Origin of the sequence: Prauserella muralis (genome assembly GCF_003202285.1) — a bacterium.
Lineage (GTDB): Bacteria > Actinomycetota > Actinomycetes > Mycobacteriales > Pseudonocardiaceae > Prauserella_B > Prauserella_B muralis.
In genome coordinates this window covers 780,507-806,525 of the sequence record NZ_MASW01000006.1, presented here as the reverse complement: position 1 = coordinate 806,525, position 26,019 = coordinate 780,507, and the positions used below count along the sequence as shown (strand labels likewise).

Here is a 26,019-nt window from a genome sequence, read left to right as displayed (position 1 = left end):
TTCCATCGAGGAGTGAGCCAATGACGCCGCCGGAAGCCCACCAGAGTGCCGACCGCGAGCTGGGGGACGACTTCGATCCGAAGGCCCCCGAGACGTTCACCAGCGCGCATGCGCTCTACGCGGAACTGCGCGAGCGGTGCCCCGTGGCGCACAGCAACGCCTACGACGGCGGTTTCTGGGCGCTGTTCCGTTACGCCGACGTCCACAGGGTGCTCCGGGAACCCGCGATGTTCACGACGTCCGTCCGCAACACGGTGCCCAAGTTCGCGTTCACGGGCAGGCGACCTCCGCTGCATCTCGACCCGCCCGAGCACACCGCATACCGGAGGGTGATCAACCGGTTCTTCACCCCGACGAAGATGCGCGCGCTGCACCCCACGGTCCGGCAGCTGGCCGTCGAGCAGCTCAGTCCGCTGATCGAGGCCGGAGCGGGCGACATCACCGTCGACTATGCGCACAAGTTCCCCGCGATGGTGTTCGCCGAGTTCTTCAACCTGCCGCGGGAGCTGTCGGCGCTGATCAAGGAGATCAGTGCCGCCTACGTCGCCGCGATCACCGCGGTGGACGACGAGACCGTCAAGCGCCTCTCCGGTCGCCTGTACGAGATCGCGCAGCAGGTCATCGACGAGCGCAAGACCCAGCGGATGGACCCCGACAGCGACCTCACGACCGCCCTGCTGCAGGCCACCCACGACGGCGAGCCGCTGCCACCCGAGATGGTGCTCGGCTGCGTGCGCCAGCTGCTCGTCACGGGCATGGTCGCGCCGAGCGTGTTCATCGGCAACATGTTCGTGCACCTCAGCCAGGACCGTGAGCTCGCGGCGACCCTGCGGTCGGACCCCGGCCGGATTCCCGCCGCGGTCGAGGAGTTCCTCCGGCTCTACGGTCCCTACCGGGGGATGGCCCGCACCGCGCGCGAGGACGTGGTCTTCGGCGACAGGCTCATCAAGGCGGGTGAGCCGATCGCGCTCGTGTACACCTCGGCCAACCGGGATTCGGAGGTCTTCCCCGACGGCGAGACGTTCGTCCTCGACCGGCCCAACATCGGCGAGCACATCGCCTTCGGCGGCGGCGTGCACAGCTGTCCCGGCGCGCCCCTGGCCAGGATGATGATGGTGGTCACGCTCGAGGAGGCCCTCGCACGCACGGCCGACTTCGAGGTCAGCGGCCCGATCGAGATGGCCAAGTGGGCGGAGTGGGGAACCAACTCGGTGCCGATGCGGTTCGTGCCTGCCCGCGTCGAGGGGCGCCGGTGACCGCGGCGGAGCAGGGCGCCGACGACTTCGATCCCACCGGGAATCCCGCGCCCGCCGAGGTGTACGCGATGTACGCGCGGCTGCGACGAGAGTGTCCCGTCGCCTGGAGTGACAGCTACGGAGGGCACTGGGCGCTCAGCCGGTACGCCGACATCCGGGCCGCCGCGAGCGACCCGCGGACGTTCATCTCCTCCGTGCGTGCCGTCGTGCCCAGCGATCCCCGCGGTCTGCGCAGGCCACCGCTGAACCTGGACGCGCCCGCGCACACCCCGTACCGCAGGGCATTGGACCGGACCCTGCAGCGGCGGCGGGTCGCGGGACTGGAGCCCGCGCTGGCCAGGCACGCCGAGCGCGAGCTCGCCCCCATGCTCGACCGCGGCGGCGGGGACATCGCTCAGGAGTACGGCGCGCGCTTCCCCGCCTGGGTCACCGTGGAGTGGCTCAATCTGTCCCCCGAGACGGCGCCTGTGCTCGCCGAGAACGCGGCCCGCTGGGTCAACGCCTGGCGGACCGAGGACCACGCGGCGGTCAACCGGCACAGCGAGCGGATGTACCAGATCGCCCGCGAGCTCGTGGCCGCGCGGGAAAGCGAACCGTTGCCGGTGTCGGAGGACCCGGCGAGCTCACTGCTCGCCGAGCGGCACGACGGCGAGCCGCTCGACCGCGAGCAGATCGTGGGCGCGCTGCGCCAGTCGCTCGTGGTGGGCATGGTCGCGCCGCCGATCGTGCTCGGCTCGATCTGCGTGCATCTCTCCGGGGATCCCGCGCTGCAGGATCGGCTGCGGCAACGGCCGGAGCTGCTGCCGGATGCGCTCGAGGAGTTCCTCCGGCTGTACACCCCGTACCGGGGGTTCGCGAGGACGGTGGCGCACGAGGTGACCCTGCACGGCAGAACGATCCGGCCCGGGGAGCCGGTCACGCTGCCCTATGCCTCGGCCAACCGGGACGAGAGCGTGTTCGCCGACCCGGACACGTTCCGGATGGGGCGCGAGAACATCAGGGAACACCTCGCCTTCGGCCGGGGCAGGCACCGCTGCGCGGGCATGCCGCTGGCCAGGCTGGGCCTGCTGGTGTCGCTGCGCACGCTGCTGGCGCGGACCCGGCACGTCGAGGTGGACGGCGAGATCGAGGGAGCACGGATGCCGGAGGTGGGAGCGGTCTCGGTCCCGGTGCGGCTGGTGCCTGCCCGGCCCTGAGCATCCGACGCGATCGAGGAATCGATCGCCGCCGCGCGGGCGAGCGCGGTGATGAGCCGCCGCCCCGAGGCGCAACGACCAACCGGCGTCGTTGTTGACGGCGAACTGGAGCCTGGCTACAGTTCATTGTTAACAACGAAGGGCGGGTGGTCGACCTATGCGGACCGCGAGTCGCATGCGGCTTCAGGACGATGTCCTGGCGGTGCTACGCGACGCCATCCTCGGTGGGCAGTTCGCGCCGGGTGAGCGGCTGAGTGAGGTGGCGCTGGCCGATCAGCTCGAGGTCAGCAGGGGGCCGGTACGTGTGGCCCTCGCCCAGCTCGCTCACGAAGGAATCGTCACGATCGAACCCCATAAGGGGGCGAGCGTGCCGCTGATGTCCAGGGAGGACGTCGAGGAGATTTACACCCTTCGGCTCGCCCTGGAAACCCTCGCTGCACGGCGAGCCGTACACCGGTCCAAGGCGGCGGATCATGAAGCCTTGTCCGCTGCCATGACGGTGATCCGTGATGCACTGGCCAGCGGTGACCGAAGGGCGATCGCCGATGCGGATCTCCAGTTTCACGATGCGTTCTATCAAGCTGCCCATCATCGACGGCTCCACGCCTCATGGCGCGCCATTCGTTCGCAGGTCTCCCTGCTCCTCTACTCCCGCAACACGGTGGCCGTGACGACCAAGGAGGTCATTGTCGACGAGCATGACCACCTGGCGCGGCTACTGCGGGAGCGCGACGAGGAAAGCCTTGTCTCGGCCGTGACCGAGCACATCAAGGGTTCCTACGAGCGACTTCTCGAGCGGTACGACCGATGACCTGCGGCCCTGTGGTGCGCTGACCGTCTCCACCGCGGCTTCTTCGAGCTCGACCTGAATCCTCTGCACAGATTAGGTTGTTAACAATGAACAGTAACCCGCATCAAAGGCGAGCGGGCCTAGCCAGCCTCATCGGCACCACGATCGAGTGGTACGACTTCCAGATCTACGGCCTCAGCGCGGCAGTCGTCTTCAATGACGTCTTCTTCCCCGAGGCGAGCTCGGTCGCGGGTACGCTGGCCTCCTTCGGCGTCTTCGCGCTGGGTTTTGTCGCACGTCCTGTCGGTGGGCTGATCTTCGGGCATTTCGGCGATCGGATCGGCCGCCGCAATGTCCTGCTGACGACGCTTCTGCTCATGGGGATCACGACCTTCGCTGTCGGCCTCATTCCCTCGTATGCATCCATCGGAGTCGTCGCGCCGATCCTGCTGATCGTCATGCGCCTGTTGGGAGGCGTCGGTCTCGGCGGAGAGTGGGGTGGCGCTGTCCTGCTCAGCGTGGAGCATGCGCCTGACGGCAAGCGCGGCTTCTACGGCAGTCTGCCTCAGGTTGGTTCGCCGGCCGGCCTGTTGCTGGCCACCTCCGTTTTCACCCTGACCACTACTCTGACGGGAGACCAGTTCGGTACCTGGGGATGGCGCATCCCGTTCCTGCTCAGCGCCGCGCTCGTGGTCGTCGGCCTGGTCATTCGGGCGACCATCCCCGAGACACCGGTCTTCGAGGAGCAGAAGAAGGCGAATGTCACGCCCTCGATGCCGCTTGCCACGCTGTTGAGGACACAGCCGAAGACTGTCTTGCTCAGCATCGGTTCCTTTGCTGTGACCAGCGGCGGTTACTACGTCTACGCCACGTACATGGTGGCGCACGGGACGAACGATCTCGGGGTCGCCAAGACCACCATGACGATCAGCGGCATGGTGTTCGCCTCGTGTGCGATCATCGGGACCTTCCTCGCCTCCACCGTGTCCGATCGCCTGGGACGTCGGCCGGTGTTCATCACGGTGGCGGCATTCACCATCGCCTACGCGTTCCCCTTGTTCGCGCTCGTCGCCACCCGTGAGGAGCTGCTCATCTGGATGGCGCTCGGCATCGGCGGGTTGGCCAATGGTTCCCTTTACGGACTCATGGGCTCCCTTACCGCGGAAATCTTCCGGCCCGAGGTGCGCTACACCGGTGCTTCAATTGGCCAGCAGGTATCGGCCGCGCTCGTCGGCGGTACCACCCCACTGATCGTGACAGCGATGGTTGCTGAGGTCGGCCAGTCCTGGCCGGCTCCGGCGTGGCTGGCCGGACTGGCGGCCATCAGCCTCGTCTCGGTTGTTCTGCTACCCGAAACGTCCCGCAGGAGCCTGTCTTTCACCGCGGCTGAGGAAAAGACCGCCGGCAAGCCCAAGGCCAATTCAGGCGACTTGGCGTGACCGCGGCGTCTGATCGCACCCGCTCATTCAACTTCTCGAGGGAGAGTAGATCGATGACATTCACCGACCCCACGCCTGAGCTGTTGACCTTCGACACCTACGGCACACTGATCGACTGGGACACCGCGCTGCGAAACTATGTGGCCGACCTCGTCGCGGCCAAGGAGATTCCGGTCTCGCCCGCCGATTTCTACGAGACCTGGTATTACCAGCACGCTCTTCCGATGCTCGCCGGGCCCTTCAAGCTCTATCGGCAGCTCTTGAAGGACAGCCTGCAGGACGCGTTGCGCTCGCACTCCGCAGAGGTGGCTCCGGACGATGGGGACGATTTCGGGGATGCCATGGCCGAGGCCGATCCATTTCCGGACACGCTGGAATTTCTCCACAGGGTCGCGCCACATTTCCGGCTCGGCACCATCAGCAACAGTCAGGACGACATCATCAGTCACGCCGTGAAGCGCATGGACAACGTCTTCGAGTTGGTCATCACGGCCGAGACCACGCATGCCTACAAGCCGGCTCCCGCGTTGTTCGAGCTCATCCTGGCGCGAGCTGGTGTCGCGGCACGCAACACCGTGCACATCGCCCAGTCCCAATACGTCGACCTGCCTCGCAGCGTCCCGATGGGCATGCGGACCATCTGGGTCAACCGGAACGCGCAGACCTTGAATCCGGGAGTGCCCGAGCCTCATGCGGTGGTGCCCGATCTGCGCGGCGTTCCGCAACTGCTCGGCGTAGCTGGCTGAGCCAGTCAGAGCAGGGTTTGACCACACCGGACGAGCATTCACAACGAGAACCAAGGACTCCCACGTGACAGTCAATGATCGGTTCGCTGCGCTAGGGATCGACAATGCGCCCGGCCAGCAGGCCCCAGTCCAGAAAACAGGCGAGAGGGTGATGGATTTCTCACATGGCGACGTTGATGCCTTTCCGCCCGCTTCAGGGGCCATCGAAGCCGTCAACGAGGCGTACCTCGCCGGTTCCGGGCGAGCTTATTCCCCGTATCGAGGACACGGCGACCTGCTGAACGAGGTCGCCGACAAGCTCGCCGGATTCACCGGTGCTCCGGTCGACCCGGCGAACGGTCTCATGATCACGCCGGGCACGCAGGGTGGACTGTTCCTCGCGCTCTCCGCGATCGTCGAGCCGGGCGACAAGGTCGCGATCGTTGAACCGGACTACTTCGCCAACCGCAAGATCATTGCCTTCCTTGGGGGACGGATCGTGCCGGTGGCGCTCGATTACGAGGATGTGTCTGCGCCGGCCACCGTGGACGTGGAACGGATCGAGGACGCTGCCCGATCGGGCACCAAACTGCTCGTGTTCTCGAACCCGAACAACCCCACTGGCGTGGTCTACACCCAGGACCAGATTCGAGCGATCGTCTCCATCGCGCAAATGCATGGGATGTTCGTCGTTGTCGACCAGCTCTACTCGCGGCTCATCTACCCAGGACAGTCCTTCACGCATCTGCGCGCAAGCGGCATCGATCCGGCGAACTGCCTGACGCTCATGGGTCCATCGAAGACGGAGTCGCTCAGCGGATTCCGCACCGGCGTCGCGATGGGACCGGCACCGATCCTCGACAGGATGGAGCAGATCCTGGCGATCCACTCGCTGCGAACCGCCGGCTACAACCAGGCTGTCCTGACGACCTGGTTCAACGAGCCGGAGGGCTGGCTCGAGCAACGTGTCGAGGAGCACCAGGACCTCAGGAACGATCTCGTTTCGCTCTTCCGGTCCGTCGACGGCGTTGCCGTTCGACCGACGGAGGGAGGCAGCTACCTGTTTCCGAAGTTGCCGGAAATGGGCATTCCTGCCGGGGCGTTCTGCGAGTCACTCCGCCTCGAAGACAGCATCGTTGTCACACCGGGGGCCGAATTCAGTCCCCATCACGCAGCAAGTATTCGGCTGAACTTCTCCCAAGACCGTCATCGTGCCGTCGCTGCGGTCGAGAGCATCGTTCAACGCATCGAGGAGCGCACGCGGTGACCCTCGCTCCACCACCTCAAGGCGAGTACGTCCCCGGCGCACGACACGGCCAGCTGATCACCACGGCGGGCATGACTTCCCGTGTGCGGGGAGTCGCTCAGCTAGTCGGCACCATCGGCGCGGAGCTGACCAAGGAAGACGGCCTGCGCGCGGTGCGGGTCGCCGCCGAGAACGCCGCCGATGCCGTCGCCGGCCTCCTCAGGCCGGGAGAGACCGTCTCCCAGTGTCTGCGCCTGACGGTCTACCTGGTTTGTGCTCCCGGCTTCACCGAACACTCAGCAATGGCCGACGCCGCCTCGGCCTATCTGCGGCAACGCTGGGGCGCAGCCGCGCTTGGCCCGCGCACAGCCATCGGCGTGGCCAACCTGCCGGGTGGGCAGCCGGCCGAGGTCGAAGTCACTGCCATCGCCCGGCGATACCGGTGAGGCGGTCTCAACAGCACCCGGAGCCGCCCCCGGTGCGACGCGACGACAGCCGGCTCGGTCCTCGCAAGGGTGCCCAGCGCGCCGTGACGGCGGCGTCGCGCTCAGCGGTCCCGTCGGCCCGGTGACCCGATGACCACCCGATAGATCGCCAGGATGATCATGGAGCCGAGGATGGCAAGGCCCCAGGTGCGGGCTTCGAAGAAGCGGCCGAGGTCCACATCGAACAGTGTCCTGCCGATCCAGCCGCCGAGCAGCGCGCCGCCCACGCCCAGCAGGATCGTCAGGATGCAGCCGCCCGGATCACGGCCGGGCATGAGCATCTTCGCGATGGCGCCCGCGAGCAGGCCCAGCATGATCCAGCCCAGGAAACCCATGGGCACCACCCTAGACGTCGAGGTGCGAAAACCCCGGTCAACGCTCCGGTGCCGGTCGGTGCTCAGGCGGCAGCAGGGCCGGGAACCAGATGTCGCTGAGCACCTCGGCCGCGTCGTCGGCTGACGAGTCGATGGTGCCCTGCACAGCCCAGCGGGTGAAGAACCGCTCCAGCTGGCTGACCAGCAGCTCGATCCGCAGGCGCGCCTCGTCCTGGCGATCGGGGCCCCAGCGCGCCAGGTAACGGGGCATCGCCGCGGGCAGTTCCGACACCGCCCGCTTGGCGATCTGCCTGAACTCCGGTTCGAGCGCCACCGCCTCGTCCCACGCGGGCAGGATCGCCTGGTTGTCCTCGAACCACGCCACGGCGCGCCGCATCCAGCGGGCGAACTCGGCGCGGGAACCCGACTCCAGCACCGCGTCGAGGTCCGCGTACACCGTCACGGCGCGCTGTTCCATCGTCTCCGCGCCGATCCGCTGCAGGATGTCCGGCTTGCCGGAGAAGTGCAGGTAGAAGGTGGCGCGGCCGCAGCCGACCGCCGAGACGATGTCGTCGATCGTGACCGCCGCGTAGCCGCGCTCGACGAACAGGGTCTTGGCGCATTCGAGCAGGCTGCGGCGGGTCTGCTGCTTCTGGTGGTCCCGCAGGGTGGGCCGCCGGGTGGTCCCCGTGCTGCCCGCGCGCTCGTTCACCCCGTACCTCCGCTCGGGCTCGGCCGTCCGCGTCCCGGATCGTACCTCTCCGCCCCACTCGTCGACGTACGACTCACTCACTAGACAGTGTGTCGGTGAATATGCGACAGTGACCCACGTCACGGCATGCGAGGAGGCGTTCGTGAGTTCACTTCCGTCCGTCTGCATCATCGGCGCCGGCTGCTCCGGCTTCACCACGGCGAAGCGGCTGAAGGACCACGGCATTCCCTACGACTGTTTCGAGGAATCCGACGACGTCGGCGGCAACTGGTACTTCGGCAACTCGAACGGGCGCTCGGCCTGCTACGAGTCACTGCACATCGACACGTCGACCACCCGGCTGCAGTTCGAGGACTACCCGGCGGGGGAGGACTGGCCGCACTTTCCCCACCACTCGCTGATCCACCGCTACTTCCGCGACTACGTGGACCACTTCGGACTGCGGGGCTCGATCACCTTCAACACCGCCGTCGAACACGCCGCGCGCGAGGCCGACGGCACGTGGCGGGTCACCCTCTCGGGTGGCGCGCGCCGCACCTACGACGCGCTCGTGGTCGCCAACGGACACCACTGGAACCCGCGCTGGCCCGAGTATCCCGGCACGTTCGACGGCACGATGCTGCACAGCCACTCCTACCGCAGCCCGTTCGACCCCGTCGACATGCGCGGCAAGCGCGTCGTCGTCGTGGGCATGGGCAACTCCGGGCTCGACATCGCCTCCGAGTTGTCGCACCGCTCGCTCGCCGAGCACGTCTGGGTCTCCGCGCGCCGCGGCGTCTGGGTGCTCTCGAAGTACCGCGGCGGCCAGCCCGCCGACAAGATGATGATGCCGCCCTGGATGCCGAAGAAGATCGGGCTCGCGCTGGCCCGCAGGGCCATCAAGAAGACCCTCGGCAACATGGAGGACTACGGGTTGCCGAAGCCCGACCACGAGCCACTGTCGGCACATCCCTCGGTGAGCGCGGACTTCCTCGTCAAGGCGGGCTCCGGCGATCTCACGTGCGTGCCCGAGATCGCCCGGCTCGACGGCGACGCCGTCGTCTGCGTGGACGGCACCCGGATCGAGGCCGACGTGATCGTGTGCGCGACCGGCTACCGGATCTCCTTCCCGTTCTTCGACGACCCGGAGCTGCTGCCGGACGAGCGGCACCGGTTCCCGTTGTTCAAACGGATGCTCAAGCCCGGGGTGGACAACCTGTACTTCGCGGGCCTCGCCCAGGCGTCGCCGACCATCGTCAACCTCGCCGAACAGCAGAGCAAGCTCATCGCCGAGCACCTGACCGGCCGCTACGCACTGCCCAGTGTGGAGGCGATGCACGCGGCCATCCGCCGGGACGAGGACAAGCACCTCGGCCAGTACTACAACGCGCCGCGGCACACCATTCAGGTCGACTTCGCCCGCTACGTCCGGGACCTGCACAGGGAGATCGAGGCGGGCCGCAAGCGCGCCGCGGCGAAGGCGCCCGTCCGGTGAGCGGCGCACACGGTGTGTGTGCCGCCCGGTTCGCCCCTGTGCGCGACCTGCTGGAGCGGCGGCTGCGCGACGGCGACGAGGTGGGCGCCTCCGTCTGCGTGATCGAGGACGGCGAGCCGGTGGTGGATCTGTGGGGCGGCGTCGCCGACCCGGCCACCGGCGCCGCCTGGACCAGCGACACCCTGGTCAACACCTACTCGCTGACCAAGACGATGACCGCGCTCGTCGCGCTCGCGCTCGTCGACCGGGGCGTGCTCGACCCGGACGCGCCCGTCGCGCGGTACTGGCCCGAGTTCGGCGCGGCGGGCAAGGGCGACGTGCTGGTGCGGCACGTCCTGGGCCACACCTCCGGAGTCTGCGGGTGGGAGCGAACCGTCAGCCTGGACGACGTCTGCGACACCGAAGCCGCGGCGGCACTGCTCGCCGCCCAGGAGCCGTGGTGGACACCCGGCGACGGCTCCGGCTACCAGGCCGTCACCCACGGCCACCTGGTCGGCGAGATCGCGCGCCGGGTCACCGGCCGCTCGCTGGGCACCCTGCTGCGCGAGGAGTTCACCGGCCCCGCCGGTGCGGACTTCTGGCTCGGCGCGCCCGCGAGCGTCGACTCCCGGGTCGCCGCGCTGGTCCCTCCGGCGACGTCCGGCATCGACTACTCCGCACTCGACCCGGCCGGGGCCGCCGTGCGCACGCTGACCAACCCCGTCATCCGGCCCGCCGACACGAGAACCCGGACGTTCCTGGCAGCCGAGCTGGGCGCGCTGAACGGGCAGGGCAACGCCCGCTCGGTGGCCCGCGTGCAGTCGATCGTCTCCCACGGCGGGACCCTCGACGGCACGCGCTACCTGTCGCCGTCGGCCATCGAACGCGTCTTCGCCGTGCAGTCGGACGGCGTGGACCGGGTGCTGGGCGCCCACCTGCGCTTCGGACTCGGCTACGCGCTGCCGAGCCCGCGCACGGTCCCGGCGATCCCGCAGGGCCGGATCTGCTGGTGGAGCGGATTCGGCGGCTCGATCGTGGTCAACGACCTCGACCGGCGCCTGACCTTCGCCTACGTGATGAACGGCATGGCACCCGGGCTCATCGGCGCGCCCAACGCCAGCGCCTACGTCGAGGCCGTCTACTCCTGTCTGGACACAGTGGACGGCGCTACCCGCTGACCAGCCGCGCGGTGGCCAAGGCGTCGCCTCGGCCGAGCTCGGCGTACCACTGCTCGACGAGGCCGGTGAAGCGGCTGTCGTCGAGCAGGGCCGGGGCCACACCGGCGGCCTCCAGCGCGGGCCGCACGGCGGCGACGCCGGTGCGGCCCGCCGCCGCGGCCCGCATCGCCGGGGTCGCCGGATCGGCCAGATCGAGCGGTGTCCCGTCGTCGGCCCTGCCCACGACCGCCCACCGCAGCCACGCGGCGATGGCCAGTGTCGCCACCGCCGGGCTGCCGGCGGTGGGCGAGCCGAGTGTGTCGGCGACGGTGCCGAGCAGCCGGGGCCCGATCTTGAGCGAGCCGTCCGAGGCCACCTGCCGGGTGGTGTGCCGCAGTGCGGGGTTGGCGAACCGGTCCAGCACCGTGTCCGTGTACTGCTCGTGGTCCACGCCCTCAGCCGGCGGCAGTGTCGGCCGGACCTCCCACCGGGCCAGGTGGCGCGCGGCGGCCCCCAGCTCCGGTACGGCGGCGGCCTCGGCGATGGTGGTCAGCCCGGCGAGCCCGCCGACGTAGGCCAGCAGCGAGTGGCACGCGTTGAGCGTGCGCAGCTTCGTCAGCTCGTACGGCCGCGCGTCGGGCACCAGCAGCGCCCCTGCCCGCTCCCACCGGGGCCGGGGCGAACGGAAGTCGTCCTCGACGATCCACTGCCCGAACGGCTCGGCCACCACCGCCGCGTCGTCGCGCAGGCCCAGCGCGGCCTCGATGTCGGCGAGGTCGGCCTCCGTGGTGGCCGGGACGATCCGGCGACCATGGTGGAGGGAAACGCGACGTGCTCGTCGATCCAGGCGGCTGTGGCGTCGCCGCCGCGCAGCAGCGTGCAGAAGTCGAGCACGGCCCGGCGCAGCAGGCCGCCGTTGTCGGTGAGGTTGTCGCAGCAGAGGACCGTGAGCGGTGCCGCGTCGCGTGCCTGCCGCCTGTGCAGCCCTTGCACCAGCCTGCCGACGACCGTGCGTGGCGGTGCCCCGGCGGCGTCGTCGCGGACATCCGGATCGGTGAGGTCGAGACCACGCTGAGCCGGGTCGAGCCGGTAGGCCTTCTCGGTGACCGTGAGGGTCACGACCGACACGGCCGGATCGGCGAGCCGGTCGAGCACGGCGTCGGCCTCGGAGGGGCCGTCCAGCACCTCGCGCACCGTGGTGACGACCCGGTACCCGCTCTCCGAGCGTCCACGCGTGGCGACGGTGTACAGCCCGTCCTGCGGCGCGAGCCGGTCGCGGACCGCCGGGCCACGCTGGGTCACCGCGCTGACCGCCCAGCCGGTCTCCCCGGTGGCCAGCATCGCGTCCTCGGTGAACACCGCCTGGTGCGCGCGATGGAACCCGCCGATGCCCAGGTGCACGATCCCGATGCCGAGACCGCGCGGGTCGAGTCCACTGTGCACCGAATGGGGCAGGTGGCCCAGCGTCCGAAGGCTCAGCCTGCGCATGCCAGCCCATCCAGCAGCGCACTTGTCCGCGCCAGGGCGGGGATCGCGCCCGTGCCGCCGCGCCCGCCGACCGACAGCGCGGCGGCCGCGAGACCCAGCCCGACCGCTGTCGTGAGCGCATCGCCGAGGGCGAGCCGCGCGGTGACGGTTCCCGCGAACACGTCACCCGCGCCGGTCTGGTCCACCACGCGGGGCGCGGGCAGGGCCGGAAGCCGGTGGGCGGTGTCGCCGTCGTCGAGCAGGACGCCGTCGGCGCCGCACGTGACGGCCACGGCCGCGGCGCCCCATGAACGGAGCAGGCGCGCCGCCGCCTCGGGGCCGGCGCCGCCGAGCAGTGCCGACGTCTCCGCCGGATACGACGGCGTCACGAGCGCTGCCCGCCTGCTGACGGTGCGCAGGGTCGCGGCGGCCGTGGCCGCATCCGCCAGGGCTGGCCGGTGGTTCGGGTCGTAGACGAACGCCGCGGCGTGCTCGGCGGCGTAGTGCACGGCCTGCCTCGCGGTGTCCGAAAGGGCGGCGGTGATGCCGCTGGTCAGCACGCAGCGGGAGCGGCCCACGTCCGCCCGCCGGACGTCGTCCGGTCCGAGGCCACTCGCGGCGCTGCCGCGGCGGAGGTAGGTGAACGCCCGCGAGCCGCTGGGATCGGTTCGCATCACGTAGCAGCCGTTGGGCGCTCCGGTGCGGGTGATGAGCGCCGTGTCGACCCCGAGTTCGGCGACCCGCGCGACGATGCCCTCGCCGACGTCGTCGTCGCCGACCCTGGTGAGCAGCCCGACCCGCGCCCCGGCCGCGGCGGCGGCCGCCGCGGCGTTGAGGGCGTCGCCCGAGTAGCCCAGCTCGGCGGCGGCGCCATGCCGGAAGTCGGCCTCGGTGGAGACCTCCAGCAGCACCTCGCCGACGACGATGACGTCGTAGTCCGTGTGGTTCGTGGTCATCGCGCTCACCAGTCGTGCATCGAGCCGTCGTGCAGCCGCGCGACGGGCAGGTAGGCGGGTTCGTAGGGGTACTCCGCGGCGGCGTCCTCGTCGATGTCGACGCCGAGACCCGGCTCCTCGCCGGGGTACAGGTACCCGCCGGAGAACCGGTAGCCGTGCGGGAACACCCGGTCGGTGTCCGCGGTGTGCGGCATGTACTCCTGGATGCCGAAGTTCGGGATCGCGGTGTCCACGTGGAGTGCGGCCGCGAGGCATACGGGGGAGAGGTCGGTGGCGCCGTGCGAACCGGAGCGCACGCCGTACAGCTCGGCGAGCGCGAGGATGCGCCGCAGGTGGGTGATGCCGCCCGCGTGCGTGACGGTGGCGCGGATGTAGTCGATGAGCCGCTCGGTGATGAGCTGCTGACAGTCGAAGATCGAGTTGAACACCTCGCCCGTCGCGATCGGCGTGGTCGTGTGCTGCCGGACCAGCCGGAACGCGCTCTGGTCCTCGGCGGGCGTGGGGTCCTCCAGACAGAACAGGCGGTAGGGCTCCACGGCCTTGCCCAGCCCGGCGGCCTCGATCGGGGTGAGGCGGTGGTGCACGTCGTGCAGCAGGTGGAAGTCGAAGCCGTACTTGTCCCGTACCGCGGCGAACAGCGTGGGCGCGTGCGCCAGGTAGTCCGCTGTGGACCACAGGGTCTCCTCCGGCAGTCCCGACGACGCGGGCTCGTAGCGGTCGCCGTCGCTGCCGATGCCGTAGGTGCCCTGCGTGCCCGGCACGGCGGTCTGTGCGCGGACGGCGCGGTAGCCCCGGTCCAGGAACCGCCCCACGTCGGCGACCGTCTCGTCGATGGTGGCGCCCTGCGCGTGGCCGTAGACGAGGATCCGGTCGCGGCTGCGCCCGCCGAGCAGCTCGTACAGCGGCACCCCCGCGGCCTTCGCCTTGATGTCCCACAGCGCCGTGTCGATGCCCGCGATCGCCGTCATCGTGACCGGCCCCCTGCGCCAGTACGCGCCGCGGTACAGGTACTGCCACGTGTCCTCGATCCGGCGGGCGTCCCGCCCGAGGAGCAGCGGCCGCACGTGCTCGGTGAGGTATGTGGCCACGGCCAGTTCACGGCCGTTGAGCGTGGCGTCGCCGACGCCCGTCAGGCCGTCCTCGGTGGTGATCTTCACCGTGACGAAGTTGCGTCCCGGCGAGGTGACGATCACCTTCACCTCGGCGATTCTCATGCTTGCTCCCCCTGAATGGTGCAGTCGATGGTCGTCTTCAGTCCCGCGCCGCTCGCCGCGTGCCGGAAGGCTTCGTCGGCGTCCTCGAGCGGAAAGTTCGTGCCCGCCAGTGCGGTGAGGTTCACGGCGCCGCGCCGTACCAGTTCGACGGCGGGCGGGAAGCTCGCCGCGTACCGGAACGTGCCGACGAGGTCCACCTCGTAGCGCTGGACGAGACCGAGCGGTGCCGGGACGTCGCCCGCTCGCAGGGTGCCGACGAGCACGGCCCTGCCTCCGGGCTCGACGGCCGCCAGCAACCCCGGCAGGGCGGCCGCCGCACCGGAGCACTCGATGCCGCGAGCCACGCGCACCCCGCCGAGGTCACCGGGGTGCACCGCGCGGGATGCTCCCAGTTCGCGGGCGACGGCGAGCCGATCCTCGTCCATATCGGACACGACAATCTCGCTCACGCCCCACGCCCGCGCCACCTGGGTGACGAGCAGGCCCACCGGCCCGGCCCCGGTGACGAGCAGGGACTGACCGGCTTCGACGTGTGCACGCCGCAGTGCGTGCACGGCGACGGCCAGCGGTTCCAGCAGCGGTACGGCGTGCGGTGGCAGGGGGTCGGGTGCGCGATGCAGCTGGGTGGCCGGCACGGCGACGTACTCCGCGAGCCCGCCGTCGGTCGGCGGGGAGCCGAGGCACCTGCCGTGCGGGCAGAGGTTGTACCGCCCGCCGATGCAGGCGGGGCACGTCCGGCACGGCACGGCGGGCTCGACCACCACCCGGGCACCGGACAGGTCGTCCGGAACACCGGCGCCCAGCGCGGTGACCGTGCCGCCGATCTCGTGCCCGAGCACGGCGGGCGCGCGCAGTTCGTTGGTGCCGTTGCGGCCGTCGAGGTAGTAGTGCAGGTCCGACCCGCACAGCCCCACCGACTCCACGGCGACGAGTGCCTCGCCCGCCCCCGGCCGGGGCACCGGCCGGGGCTCGATCCGCAGATCCTTCGCGGCGTGCAGGACGGCGGCGCGCATCGTGGTGCTCATTCGACCGACACTCCGAACGCGCCGAGTGCCGTGTAGATGCCGAGACCGGCGATGAGCACACTGCTGACCAGCAGGGCCACCGAGAACCACGAGCTGCCCCGCAGGTCCGGATCGACCTCCTTCCTGCGCAGGTACCAGGCGGCGACGGTGACGGCGATCAGGAACAGCCCGCCGACGAAACCACCGGTCTGGATCATGAACACCGGTGAGGTGAAGTACAGGTACGCCGCACCCCAGGCGATGGGGAAGAGCACCGTGAACACCTTCATCCAGCGTTGCCGCCGCTCCGCGTCCCGCCATTCGAAGCCACCGCAGAGCGACACGGCGTTGGCGGCGACCCTGGCCCAGCCGGGCAGCGCGGCCCACAGCGTGGAACCCAGCACGGCGACCGCGCCCACGAGGTAGCCGACGCTGGCCCACTCGCCGAGGGTGTCGGTGTAGGTGCGGGACAGCGTGGTGATCATCTCGTTGCCCTCGGGAACGAGTCCGGCCGGATTCAACACGGCGGCGCCCATGATGAAGAACGCGAGCGTGCCGATGGTGTAGACGGCCCAGGACAGCGCGGCGTCGCGGTACATGACCCTGATCCAGCCCTTCGCGCGGCGCTTCCACTCGTCGCTGCCGTCGTTGGGCCCGACCCAGCGCGCGTAGCCCTTCTCGATGCACCAGTAGGTGTAGTAGGTGATCTCGTCCGAGGTGACGCCGGTGAGCCCGAACATCGCGATCGCGGCCCCGATCGCGCCCGCGGGAAGGGCGAAGCGCATCCCGTCGCCGAGGTCGCCGAGCCCGTAGCCGATGTCGGTGGCGGGCAGGCCGAACGCGATCGCGCACGTGATGAGGACGAACAGCACGGTCAGTGCCACCGCGCCCAACTCGATGAGCGAGTAGCGATTGGAGTACAGCGACACGATGGCGCCGATCACCACCACCGTGGTCCAGATGGCCAGTGAGGTGAACTCCAGCGGTCCGGAGCCGATCGGGAAGAGGATGCTCAGCGCCGCGGCCAGACCGCCGACCACGCCGCCGACCTGCAGCACCTTCACGACCGCCATGACGATCCACAACAGACTGACCCAGCCGAGCCTGCCGATGCGGGGCGGCACCTTGTTGTAGCCCTCGAGCGCGGTCTGTCCCGTGACGATCGCCCACCGGGCCAGCTCCACCTGCACGGCCACCTTGACGAGCGTGCTGAACACGACCAGCCACAGCAGCACGAACCCGGCCTCGGCGCCCAGTGCGGTGGTGGCGATCAGCTCACCGGAGCCCACGATGGAGGCGCTGAGCACCAGGCCTGGGCCGAGGAAGCGGAGCGACGCCCGCCAGCCTTTGGGTGGTTCCTTCACATCATCGGCGGTCAGGACGTAGGGGTCCTTGCTCGCCGCCGCTGTCTTCGTGCTCACCACGGCCTCCTTTGCCCGTTAGGCTACTAGTATATTAGTAGTGACATGCAACCACGCTAGTCAATAGGATCGTGCGGTATGAGCGTCCGAGCCGGAACCCGCGGCACCACCACCGCGCGCGACGTGGTGGTGGCCGAGCTGCGCCGCCGCATCCTGGATCTGACCCTCGAACCCGGTGTCTCCCTGGGAGAGAACGACATCGCCGCCGAGCTGGGCGTCAGCCGCACGCCGGTGCGTGAGGCACTCATCCTGCTCGCCAACGAGGGGCTGGTCGAGATCTATCCGCAGGTCGGCACGTTCGTCTCGCGGATCGACATGGCCGCGGTCGCCGACGCGCAGTTCATCCGCGAGGCACTGGAGACCGCGTCGCTTCGGGAGCTGGCCGCGAACGTCGGGCAGCCGCAGCTCGCGCGCCTGCGGGCCGTGCTCGACCGGCAGCGGGCCGCCGTCACGGCGGGCGACGTCGACCAGTTCTTCGAGCTCGACGAGGAGCTGCACCGCAGCATGCTGGAGCTGGCGGGGCACGGGGCTGCCTGGACGACGGTCAGCGCGGCCAAGGGCCACCTCGACCGCGCGCGTCGCGCGTGCCTCCCGGTGGCCGACACGCTCGACCGGATGCTGGAGCAGCACGTCGACATCGTCGAACGACTCGCCTGGCCGGATCCCTGCAGCGCCGAGGATGCCCTGCGCGCGCACCTGCGGCAGGTGTTCAGCGACATCGACGTCGTCAAGGCCCGCTCTCCCCAGTTCTTCGCCACCGGACCGAGCCGCCCGACTCGGCGAGCCCGGCTCGCCTAGGTCGCCGTCGCCGAGCCCCAGGGCGCCTTGGGTTCCTGGTAGGTGCCCGAGGGCGCCGTCGGCTCGCGGCGGGCGGGTCAGCCGGGGCCGGTGACCGGCCGGTGGGCGAGCGGGGTGGACAGCACCATCGTGCTGGACGGCTGGCCGTACGGGGCCAGGCGGTCGATGAGGCGCTCGAACGCGGTCATCGACTCGGTCGCCACCTTGAGCACGCTGCACGCGTCGCCGGTGATGCGGTGGAGCTCCCGCAGCTCGGGCCACTCGAGCAGGCCCGGGTCGCGCAGCACGCAGTGTGAGCCGTAGCAGGACATCCGGATGAACGCGATCACCGGACGGCCCGCGCGGGCCAGGTCCACCTGCGCGTGGTAACCGGTGATGACTCCGGCCTCCTCCATCCGGCGCACTCGCTCGGCCACCGCGGGCGGCGAGAGGTGCACCCGCCGCGACAGTTCGCTGAACGACAGCCGCGCGTTGGCCTGCAACTCCGCCAGCAACGCCCAGTCCATCTCGTCCACGAGGTCCATCCGATCATGAGGTGAAAGCGGTTCATCGCCTTTGAATCCGCGACGAAGCCGACGATAGACCTTCGAATCGGTATTCAGGTCGCACGTCCGGGTTGCGAGCATGGACAACGCCAGTCGAGCGAGAGAGGCAGACCCGTGCAGCGCACCTCCCAGAACCCGGCCGTGCGGCCCTCCACCGAATCCGAGCGCGCACACCGGGCCACGGCCAACGGCGGCGACCCGACGCTGGAGTTCCGGCGGGTTCCGTACGACGACTACGTGCACGCGAGCACGCTGCACGGGTTGCAGCGCACGTTGAGCGACGACCCCGGTGAGATGTCGTTTCTGGTGATCAGTCAGGTGATGGAGCTCTATTTCGGACTGGTCGATTTCGAGCTGGGCACGGCTCAGGACCGGCTGCACGCTGACGACGTGTGGGGGTCGCTGTTGCCGTTGCGCCGGGCGGCGCTGCATCTGGAGGGGATGAACGCGGGGTGGCAGAGCCTGCGCTGGATGACGCCGGGGGACTTCAACCGCTTCCGGGATCTGCTGGGTGAGGGGTCGGGGTTTCAGTCGGCGATGTACCGGCGGTTGGAGTTCCGGCTCGGGTTGAAGACCGCGTCGCTGGTGCGGCCGTTTCGCCACCAGCCCGACGTCCACGCCCGGTTGGAGGCGGCGCTCGGGTCGCCGAGCGTGTGGGACGAGGTCATCGGCGTGCTCGCCCGCCACGGACACCCCATCCCGGACTCCGTGCTGGTCCGGGACCGCACCGTGGCGCACGAGCCGCATCCGGCGGTGGAGGCGGCGTGGGTGGAGGTCTACCGCGAGCCGGGACCGGGCAACCACCTCAGGATGCTCGGGGAAGCCCTCACCGAGGTGGCCGAGGAGTTCGGTGATTGGCGCTACCGTCATCTGCAGGCGGTGGCCCGGTCGATGGGTGCGCGGGTGGGCACCGGCGGGTCGAGCGGGCTGACCTGGTTGCGGCGCAGTATGGAGCGACCGGTGTTTGCGGAGTTGTTCTCGGCGAGGACGGTGATGGACTGATGGACACGACCGAGGCCGGGGCGCGGGAGCTGGACCGGGCCGATCCGGGGTACCGGGACCGGTTCGCCATCCCGCCCGCTGAGGGCGGCCCGTATCCGGAGACGGCGTACTTCGCGGGTAACTCGCTGGGGCTGCAGCCGCTGGCGGTGCGGCAGGAGCTGCTGGAGGAGCTCGACGACTGGGCTCGGCTGGGCGTGGAGGGGCATCTGGAGGCGCGGCGGCCGTGGCTGCCCTATCACGCGCTGCTGGCCGAGACCGCGGCGCGGCTGGTGGGGGCGCTGCCCAGTGAGACGGTGGTGATGAACTCGCTGACGGTGAACCTGCACCTGCTGATGGTGTCGTTCTACCGGCCCGCGGGCAGGCGCACGCGCATCGTCATCGAGGACTCCGCGTTTCCCTCCGACAGCTACGCGGTGCGCAGCCAGGCCCGCTTCCACGGCCTGGACCCGGACACAACGGTGGTGCGGCTGGGCACCGGGCAGGTGCTGGACTACCTCGCCCGGGAGGGCGACACGGTGGCGCTGGTGCTGCTAGGCGGGGTCAACTACCTCACCGGGGAGCTGCTGGACGTCCCGGCCATCACCGCCGCCGCGCACGCGGCCGGGGCGGTGGCAGGCTGGGATCTGGCGCACGCGGCCGGCAACGTGCCGCTGCACCTGCATGAGTGGGGCGCGGACTTCGCCGCCTGGTGCTCCTACAAGTACCTCAACGCCGGGCCCGGCGCGGTGGCCGGGGTGTTCGTGCACCAACGCCACCACGGCGATCCGAGCCTGCCCCGGTTCGAGGGCTGGTGGAGCACCGAGGAGGCCACCAGGTTCGCCATGGAGCCGGTGTCGCGCCCACCCTCCACGGTGGAGGCATGGCAGGTGTCCAACCCCCCGATCCTGGCGATGAGCCCGGTCCGCACCTCGCTGCGGATCTTCGACACCATCGGCATGGACACCCTGCGCGCCCGTAGCCTGCGCCTCACCGGCTACCTGGAAGCCCTGCTCGACCAGACCCTCGCCGACCGGGCGGTCACCGTGCTCACCCCGCGCGACCCGCAGCGGCGCGGCTGCCAGCTGTCGCTGCGCGTCGACGACGCCGGGCAGGTGGCCCGGCGGCTGCGTGCCGACCATGGCGTGTGCGCCGACGTGCGCAACCCCGACGTGGTGCGGCTGGCGCCGGTACCGCTGTACTCGACCTACCACGACTGCTGGCGGGCCGCGACCGCACTCGCCACCGTGATCGGAGACCGCTCATGACCCGGATCGCCGTGGTCGGCGGAGGCCTCGCCGGATGCCTGCTCGCCTGCGTGCTCGCCCAACGCGGTGAAGAGGTCGTCGTCTACGAGCGGCGCCCCGACCCCCGCACCGGCACCGCCGAACGCGGACGCTCGATCAACCTCGCCCTCTCCGAGCGCGGGCTCAACGCCCTGCGCCGGGTCGGACTGGAACAACAGGTGCTCACCGACGGGCTGCCCATGCGGGGCCGGATGATCCACCCCGTGACCGGGCCGCTGGACTTCCAGCCCTACAGCGCCGACGGCGAACGCGCGATCAACTCCATCAGCCGCGGCGCGCTGAACAACGTGCTCCTCGACGCCGCCGAGAAGTCCCCGACCGTGCAGCTGCGGTTCGAGCACCGGCTCGTCGAACTGGACCCGGAGACCGGCGCGCTGGTGTTCGAGACACCGCGGGGCCGGGTGCATGCCGAGGCGGGCGTGGTCTTCGGGACCGACGGTGCCGGCTCGGCCGTGCGCGGAGAGCTGGTGCGGCACGGCGTGACCTCCGAGACCCTCGACTTCCTCGACTACGGCTACAAGGAACTGAGCATCCCGCCCCGGGACGGCGACTTCGCCCTCGAACCCCGGGCGCTGCACATCTGGCCGCGTGGCCGGTCGATGATGATCGCGCTGCCCAACCCCGACCGGTCGTTCACCTGCACCCTGTTCTGGCCCAACAGCGGCACCAGCGCCTTCGCGTCGCTGTCCAGCCCCGCCGCCGTCGAACGGTTCTTCGCCGAGCACTACCCCGACGTGCCACCGCTGGCCCCCGGCCTCGTCGACGACTACCAGCACAACCCCGTCGGCCTGCTCGGCACCGTCCGCTGCGCGCCCTGGCACTCCGGCCGCGTCTGCCTGCTCGGCGACGCCGCCCACGCCATCGTCCCCTTCTACGGACAAGGCGCCAACTGCGCCTTCGAAGACGTCACCGTGCTCGAACGGTGCCTGGACAACACCGGCGGCGACTGGACACGCGCCCTGCGCCTGTTCGAGGACTCCCGCCGCGACGACACCGAAGCCATCGCCCGCATGGCCCTGGCCAACTTCATCGAAATGCGCGACAAGGTCGCCTCGCCGGCCTTCCGGCTCGGCAGACATCTCGAACACACCCTCGAGCGCCTCCTGCCCGGCCGGTACGTCTCCCGCTACGAACTCGTGTCGTTCTCTACCGTGCCCTACGCCGAGGTCCAGCGCCGGGTCCGCAGGCAACACGGCCTGCTCACCGCCGCCGGGATCGGGCTCTCCGCGGCGCTCGCGGGCGGCCTCGCGGGGCTGCGCGGGCGGCGGTGAGCAGGCGTGACCCGGCACCACGACGAAAGGACGACGATGGACCAGGCGAGGACGGTGGCCGGCAAGGCGAAGCCGCGGGGCAGGTTCCCCCACGTCAGGGTGTCCGGCGGGTTCGCGTACGTGTCCGGCACGAGCAGCCGCCTTCCGGACAACACGATCGCGGGCGCGAGCGTCGACGAGATGGGCACCACCACCCTCGACATCCGGGTGCAGACCCGGGCGGTGCTCACCAACATCCGCGACATCCTCGCCGAGGTGGGCGCCGACCTGAGCGACCTGGTCTCGGTGACCGCGTACCTGGTGTCCATGAACGACTTCGGCGGCTACAACGAGGTCTACGGCGAGTTCTTCGACGAGAACGGCCCCGCCCGCACCACGGTCGCCGTGCACCAGCTGCCGCATCCCCATTTGCTGATCGAGATCTCCGGCGTCGCGCGGATTCCGGGAGAGCGGACCTGATGGACCGCTCGATCCTCAGCCGTCCCGCCCCGGAGCCGGACACCACGGTGCGCTACGGCGCCGCCCCCGAGCATGTCGCCGACGCGTGGCTGCCCGCGACGACCGGGAAGCCCCTGGTGGTGTTCGTGCACGGCGGGTTCTGGCGGGCCTCGTACGACCGCACGCACACGCGCCCGCTGTGCGCCGCGCTGCGGGCCGCGGGCTGGGCGGTGGCGGCGATCGAGTACCGCCGGGATGCCGGACGGCCCGACCACTACACCGACGACGTGCGGGCCGCCCTCTCCGAGGTGCCCGGCCGCCTGCCCGGCGAGGGGATCGTGCTCGCGGGGCACTCCGCGGGCGGGCAGCTCGCCCTGTGGGCCGCGTCGGCGTGCGCGCCACCCGGTCTGGCGGGCACGCTGGGCCTCGCGCCGGTCGCGGACCTGCTGGCCGCCGACGAGGAGCACCTCGGTGGTGGAGCGGTGCGCGACTTCCTCGGCGGCTCCGCCACCACGCGGCCCGACCTGGACCCGGTGCGGATGAAGCCGCCCGCGAGCCCGGTGGTGCTCGTGCACGGGGCCGACGACACCGGTGTGCCGCCCGCGCAGAGCCGGTCCTATGTGGAGGCCCACCCGGACGCGCGGCTCGTGCTGCTGCCGGGAATGGCGCATTTCGAACTGATCGACCCGGACAGCCCGGCCTGGCCGAGCGTCCTCGCCGAGCTGGAAGGACTCGCCCCATGACCGAATGGACCGTCGAGCACGCCGCCACCGTGCTGCTGGACGCCGAACGCCACCGGGCCGATCGCGGGCCCGTCACCGACGAGTGGCCGTCGCTCGACCTGGAGACCGCCTACGCGGTCCAGCAGGAGCTCGTGCGGCGCAAGACCGCCGACGGCGAGACGGTCGTCGGCGTGAAGCTCGGCCTCACCTCGCGGGCGAAGCAGCAGCGGATGAACATCGACTCACCGCTGACCGCCTGGCTCACCGACCGGATGGCCCTGCCGGTGGGCGCGCCCCTCGACGTGTCGACGCTGATCCATCCGCGGGTCGAGCCCGAGATCGTGTTCGTGCTCGGGCAGCGGCTTTCCGGGCCCGGCGTCACCGCGGCGAAGGCGATGGCGGCGGTGTCCCACGTCTACGCCGGACTGGAGGTCATCGACAGCCGTTACAACGACTTCCGGTTCACCCTGCCGGACGTGGTGGCCGACAACGCCTCGTCGGCGCGGTTCGTCGTCGGCGGCACCGCCCGCAGACCGGAGGAGCTGGACCTCGGACTGGAGGCCTGCCTGTTCACGGTCGACGGCACCGTGGTGGCGACGGCCACCGGCGCGGCGGTGCAGGGCCATCCCGGTGAGGCGCTGGCCCTGGCCGCCAACACCCTCGCCCGCCGCGGCGTCGCGCTCGAACCCGGCTGGCTCGTGCTCACCGGCGGCCTCACCGACGCGGTCACGGTCCGGCCCGGCACCCGGGTCGCCGCGGAGTTCACGCACCTCGGCGAGGTGCCGCTCAGCTGCGTCTGAGCAGGCACAGCGCAGCCGGGCGGGCGCTGTGGCTTCGGCGGCCCGGATCTCCCGAGCCCGGCGACAACGTACCGGGCGCAAACCCCGGTGTGTTCGAATATGTTGAACTGGGTGTCCTGTCGAGCGAATCAGGCATCGGAGTTGGGATCGATCGAACGGCTTCGGACACGTCGCGACACGACTCAGCCGGACGGCAGGTTCCCAGGCCTGAGCCAGTCCGCACCGACGGGTCGGCAATACCGTACTCGACGCCGGGCGGCTCAAAGTTCAACATTTCCCCAGGTGTTCACCCTCGATTCGGGTGCGATAATGTGCGATCCTTTCCGTCAGGTCGCACGCGGTGGTGCGTGCCCGAGAGGAGGACGACGGCTGATGCTGGCCAGCCAACGGCGGTCCCGGATTCTGGAAGAGATCCGCAGGACCGGTGCCGTGCGGGTGAGCGCGCTGGTCGAGCGCCTCGGCGTCTCGGACATGACCATCCGCCGCGACCTCGAGGTCCTCGCCCAGGAAGGTGAGCTGCGCAAGGTGCACGGCGGCGCCGTGCTGCCGGGCGGGCGCAGCACCGAGGAACCGGGCTTCGCCGCCAAGTCCAACCGGCAGAACGCCGAGAAGCAGGCGATCGCGGCCGAGGCGCTGCGCATGGTGGAGCCCGGCATGGCCGTCGGCATGTCGGGCGGCACCACGACATGGACCTTCGCCCGCCTGCTGCGCGACGTGCCCGACATCACGGTGGTGACCAACTCCGTGCAGGTGGCCGACCTGTTCTCCCGCGAGCCACGCTCCGACCAGACCGTCGTGCTCACCGGCGGCATCCGTACCCCGTCCGAGGCGCTGGTCGGCCCGTTCGCGGTGTCGGCGATCCGGTCGGTCAACCTCGACATCATGTTCATGGGCGTGCACGGCATGGACCTGCGCAACGGCTTCACCACGCCGAACCTGGTCGAGGCCGAGACCGACCGCGCGTTCGTCGAGGCGTCCCGGCGGTTCGTGGTGCTCGCCGACCACACCAAGTACGGCGTACTCGGCATCAGCACCATCGCCCCGCTCGACGCCGCCGACGTGCTCATCACCGACTCGGGACTGGTCGAGGAGCACAGGGCGAGCCTGCGCGAACGGGTCGGCGAGCTGGTCCTGGTGGAGGCCGCCGGCGGGGAGCAGTCGGATGAGCCGGGCAGCTCCCGCGCATGAGCACCGGCCAGTTCACCGCGGCGTTCGGCGGCGCTCCCGACGGGGTGTGGGCCGCGCCGGGACGCGTCAACGTGATCGGCGAGCACACCGACTACAACGACGGCTTCGTCCTGCCGATGGCGCTGCCACAGGGCGTCACGGCGGCCGCCGCGCGCCGTGCCGGTACGCGGGTGCGGGTGGTCTCGCGCCAGGAACCCGGCACGCCCGTGACCTTCGACGTCGAGGTGGAGCCCGGCGCGGTCACCGGCTGGGCCGCCTACGTCGCGGGCGTGGTGTGGAGCCTGCGCACGGCAGGCTTCGACGTCGGTGGGCTGGACCTCGCCGTCGACGGGGACGTGCCCGCCGGAGCGGGACTGTCCTCCTCGGCCGCGCTGGAATGCGCCGTCGCCGCCGCGTTGTCGGACCTGTTCGGTCTCCGGCTCGGTCCCAGCGCGCTCGCCAGGGCCGCGCAGCGCGCCGAGAACGACTTCGTCGGCATGCCGTGCGGGATCATGGACCAGATGGCGTCGATGGCCAGCCGCGAGGGGCACCTGCTGTTTCTGGACACTCGCTCGCTGACCACCGAGCACGTGCCGTTCGACCTCGCGGCGCATGGGCACGCGCTGCTGGTGATCGACACCCGCGCCCCCCACCGGCTCGTCGACGGCGAGTACGCCGATCGCCGCCACACGTGCGAGAAGGCGGCCGCGGCGCTGGGAGCCGCCGCGCTGAGGGACATCCCGGCGGCGTCGCTGGCCGGGACACTGTCCAGACTGGACGACGAGACGCAGCGGCGGCGCGTGCGGCACATCGTCACGGAGAACGAGCGTGTGCTGGAGGTGGTGCGCCTGCTGCGGGACGGTGACGTGACGGCGGTCGGCCCCCTGCTTACCGCCTCGCACGTCTCCCTGCGCGACGACTACCAGGTGACGGTGGAGGAACTGGACGTCGCCGTCGACGCCGCGCTGGAGTCCGGTGCCTACGGGGCCCGCATGACCGGTGGCGGGTTCGGCGGCTGCGTGATCGCGCTGCTGCCCGCCGGACGGGTGGACACCGTGCTGGCCGCCGTCCGCCGGGAGTTCGCCGCACGCGGGTTCGCCGAGCCGCGGGGCTTCGTGGCCACCCCGTCGCGCGGCGCCCACCGCGTGCGCTGACCGG

27 protein-coding genes are annotated in these 26,019 nt (G+C 70.5%); 18 read left to right on the top strand and 9 right to left on the bottom strand.

Features of this window, described 5'->3' with window-relative positions:
• The first annotated feature begins 20 nt into the window (after positions 1 to 20).
• The 7 genes from BAY60_RS29350 (at position 21) to BAY60_RS29320 (ending at position 7,098) form a co-directional block, all read left to right on the top strand.
• Positions 21 to 1,256: a cytochrome P450 gene (locus BAY60_RS29350; protein WP_112284573.1), complete on the top strand. Its 1,236-nt coding sequence runs from the start codon at positions 21 to 23 to the stop codon at positions 1,254 to 1,256.
• On the top strand, positions 1,253 to 2,452 hold the full coding sequence (locus BAY60_RS29345; RefSeq protein WP_245992856.1) for a cytochrome P450: 1,200 nt from the start codon (positions 1,253 to 1,255) through the stop codon (positions 2,450 to 2,452). The genes BAY60_RS29350 and BAY60_RS29345 overlap by 4 nt, the downstream gene beginning before the upstream one ends.
• Before the next feature lie 175 nt (positions 2,453 to 2,627).
• Complete coding sequence (locus BAY60_RS29340; RefSeq protein ID WP_170160591.1) at positions 2,628 to 3,263, top strand: GntR family transcriptional regulator; 636 nt, start codon at positions 2,628 to 2,630, stop codon at positions 3,261 to 3,263.
• 86 nt (positions 3,264 to 3,349) lie between these two features.
• Entirely contained in the window at positions 3,350 to 4,681 is a 1,332-nt protein-coding gene (locus BAY60_RS29335) for an MFS transporter (protein ID WP_112284571.1), read from the top strand.
• Positions 4,682 to 4,734: 53 nt separating this feature from the next.
• The gene (locus BAY60_RS29330) at positions 4,735 to 5,427 is read left to right on the top strand and encodes an HAD family hydrolase (RefSeq protein WP_112284570.1); all 693 of its coding nucleotides are present in this window, start codon (positions 4,735 to 4,737) and stop codon (positions 5,425 to 5,427) included.
• A 64-nt stretch (positions 5,428 to 5,491) separates the two neighbouring features.
• Positions 5,492 to 6,673, top strand: coding sequence for a pyridoxal phosphate-dependent aminotransferase (locus BAY60_RS29325; RefSeq protein WP_112284569.1), 1,182 nt, complete (start codon positions 5,492 to 5,494; stop codon positions 6,671 to 6,673).
• A complete protein-coding gene (locus BAY60_RS29320) occupies positions 6,670 to 7,098 on the top strand; it encodes a RidA family protein (RefSeq protein WP_112284568.1) in 429 nt (142 codons plus the stop codon). Before BAY60_RS29325 ends, BAY60_RS29320 begins: the two co-directional genes overlap by 4 nt.
• Positions 7,099 to 7,199: 101 nt before the next feature.
• Here BAY60_RS29320 and BAY60_RS29315 read toward each other — a convergent pair whose 3' ends face one another.
• Together BAY60_RS29315 and BAY60_RS29310 are read right to left on the bottom strand one after the other, a co-directional pair.
• Positions 7,200 to 7,472, bottom strand: a complete 273-nt coding sequence (locus BAY60_RS29315; protein ID WP_112284567.1) for a GlsB/YeaQ/YmgE family stress response membrane protein — start codon at positions 7,470 to 7,472, stop codon at positions 7,200 to 7,202.
• Between the two features lie 37 nt (positions 7,473 to 7,509).
• Entirely contained in the window at positions 7,510 to 8,244 is a 735-nt protein-coding gene (locus tag BAY60_RS29310; RefSeq protein ID WP_245992855.1) for a TetR/AcrR family transcriptional regulator, read from the bottom strand.
• Between the two features lie 61 nt (positions 8,245 to 8,305).
• Between BAY60_RS29310 and BAY60_RS29305 the strand changes: the two genes are divergently transcribed.
• On the top strand, positions 8,306 to 9,637 hold the full coding sequence (locus BAY60_RS29305; protein WP_112284565.1) for a flavin-containing monooxygenase: 1,332 nt from the start codon (positions 8,306 to 8,308) through the stop codon (positions 9,635 to 9,637).
• Complete coding sequence (locus BAY60_RS29300) at positions 9,634 to 10,794, top strand: serine hydrolase domain-containing protein (RefSeq protein ID WP_112284564.1); 1,161 nt, start codon at positions 9,634 to 9,636, stop codon at positions 10,792 to 10,794. The genes BAY60_RS29305 and BAY60_RS29300 overlap by 4 nt, the downstream gene beginning before the upstream one ends.
• Here the strand turns inward: BAY60_RS29300 and BAY60_RS29295 are convergent.
• Genes BAY60_RS29295 through BAY60_RS29270 form a run of 6 tightly spaced genes read right to left on the bottom strand, consistent with a single transcriptional unit; the run spans position 10,784 to position 16,835 of the window.
• Entirely contained in the window at positions 10,784 to 11,416 is a 633-nt protein-coding gene (locus BAY60_RS29295) for a mannitol dehydrogenase family protein (RefSeq protein ID WP_170160551.1), read from the bottom strand. The genes BAY60_RS29300 and BAY60_RS29295 overlap by 11 nt on opposite strands.
• A complete protein-coding gene (locus tag BAY60_RS38645) occupies positions 11,389 to 12,261 on the bottom strand; it encodes a mannitol dehydrogenase family protein (protein ID WP_112284563.1) in 873 nt (290 codons plus the stop codon). Before BAY60_RS38645 ends, BAY60_RS29295 begins: the two co-directional genes overlap by 28 nt.
• Positions 12,249 to 13,196, bottom strand: a complete 948-nt coding sequence (locus BAY60_RS29285) for a PfkB family carbohydrate kinase (RefSeq protein WP_112284562.1) — start codon at positions 13,194 to 13,196, stop codon at positions 12,249 to 12,251. Before BAY60_RS29285 ends, BAY60_RS38645 begins: the two co-directional genes overlap by 13 nt.
• 5 nt (positions 13,197 to 13,201) lie before the next feature.
• Positions 13,202 to 14,410 (bottom strand): D-mannonate dehydratase ManD, encoded by a 1,209-nt coding sequence (gene manD / locus BAY60_RS29280; protein ID WP_112284561.1) that lies wholly within the window; start codon positions 14,408 to 14,410, stop codon positions 13,202 to 13,204.
• Entirely contained in the window at positions 14,407 to 15,435 is a 1,029-nt protein-coding gene (locus tag BAY60_RS29275) for an alcohol dehydrogenase catalytic domain-containing protein (RefSeq protein WP_112284560.1), read from the bottom strand. Before BAY60_RS29275 ends, manD begins: the two co-directional genes overlap by 4 nt.
• A complete protein-coding gene (locus tag BAY60_RS29270; protein ID WP_112284559.1) occupies positions 15,432 to 16,835 on the bottom strand; it encodes an Nramp family divalent metal transporter in 1,404 nt (467 codons plus the stop codon). The genes BAY60_RS29275 and BAY60_RS29270 overlap by 4 nt, the downstream gene beginning before the upstream one ends.
• Before the next feature lie 78 nt (positions 16,836 to 16,913).
• Between BAY60_RS29270 and BAY60_RS29265 the strand changes: the two genes are divergently transcribed.
• Entirely contained in the window at positions 16,914 to 17,633 is a 720-nt protein-coding gene (locus tag BAY60_RS29265; protein ID WP_112284558.1) for a GntR family transcriptional regulator, read from the top strand.
• 77 nt (positions 17,634 to 17,710) lie between these two features.
• Here BAY60_RS29265 and BAY60_RS29260 read toward each other — a convergent pair whose 3' ends face one another.
• Positions 17,711 to 18,157: an Lrp/AsnC family transcriptional regulator gene (locus BAY60_RS29260; protein ID WP_211330491.1), complete on the bottom strand. Its 447-nt coding sequence runs from the start codon at positions 18,155 to 18,157 to the stop codon at positions 17,711 to 17,713.
• 135 nt (positions 18,158 to 18,292) lie between these two features.
• Here BAY60_RS29260 and BAY60_RS29255 point away from each other — a divergent pair, with 135 nt between their 5' ends.
• The 8 genes from BAY60_RS29255 (at position 18,293) to galK (ending at position 26,015) form a co-directional block, all read left to right on the top strand.
• Complete coding sequence (locus BAY60_RS29255; protein WP_245992854.1) at positions 18,293 to 19,180, top strand: tryptophan 2,3-dioxygenase; 888 nt, start codon at positions 18,293 to 18,295, stop codon at positions 19,178 to 19,180.
• On the top strand, positions 19,180 to 20,424 hold the full coding sequence (gene kynU / locus BAY60_RS29250; protein ID WP_112284557.1) for a kynureninase: 1,245 nt from the start codon (positions 19,180 to 19,182) through the stop codon (positions 20,422 to 20,424). Before BAY60_RS29255 ends, kynU begins: the two co-directional genes overlap by 1 nt.
• Positions 20,373 to 21,734, top strand: a complete 1,362-nt coding sequence (locus BAY60_RS29245; RefSeq protein ID WP_342769795.1) for an FAD-dependent oxidoreductase — start codon at positions 20,373 to 20,375, stop codon at positions 21,732 to 21,734. Before kynU ends, BAY60_RS29245 begins: the two co-directional genes overlap by 52 nt.
• 6 nt (positions 21,735 to 21,740) lie before the next feature.
• Complete coding sequence (locus BAY60_RS29240; protein WP_245992853.1) at positions 21,741 to 22,193, top strand: RidA family protein; 453 nt, start codon at positions 21,741 to 21,743, stop codon at positions 22,191 to 22,193.
• Entirely contained in the window at positions 22,193 to 22,915 is a 723-nt protein-coding gene (locus BAY60_RS29235) for an alpha/beta hydrolase (protein ID WP_112284554.1), read from the top strand. The genes BAY60_RS29240 and BAY60_RS29235 overlap by 1 nt, the downstream gene beginning before the upstream one ends.
• A complete protein-coding gene (locus BAY60_RS29230) occupies positions 22,912 to 23,694 on the top strand; it encodes a 2-keto-4-pentenoate hydratase (protein ID WP_112284553.1) in 783 nt (260 codons plus the stop codon). The genes BAY60_RS29235 and BAY60_RS29230 overlap by 4 nt, the downstream gene beginning before the upstream one ends.
• A 372-nt stretch (positions 23,695 to 24,066) precedes the next feature.
• On the top strand, positions 24,067 to 24,882 hold the full coding sequence (locus tag BAY60_RS29225; protein ID WP_112284552.1) for a DeoR/GlpR family DNA-binding transcription regulator: 816 nt from the start codon (positions 24,067 to 24,069) through the stop codon (positions 24,880 to 24,882).
• Entirely contained in the window at positions 24,879 to 26,015 is a 1,137-nt protein-coding gene (gene galK, locus BAY60_RS29220) for a galactokinase (protein ID WP_112284551.1), read from the top strand. The genes BAY60_RS29225 and galK overlap by 4 nt, the downstream gene beginning before the upstream one ends.
• Positions 26,016 to 26,019 lie beyond the last annotated feature (4 nt).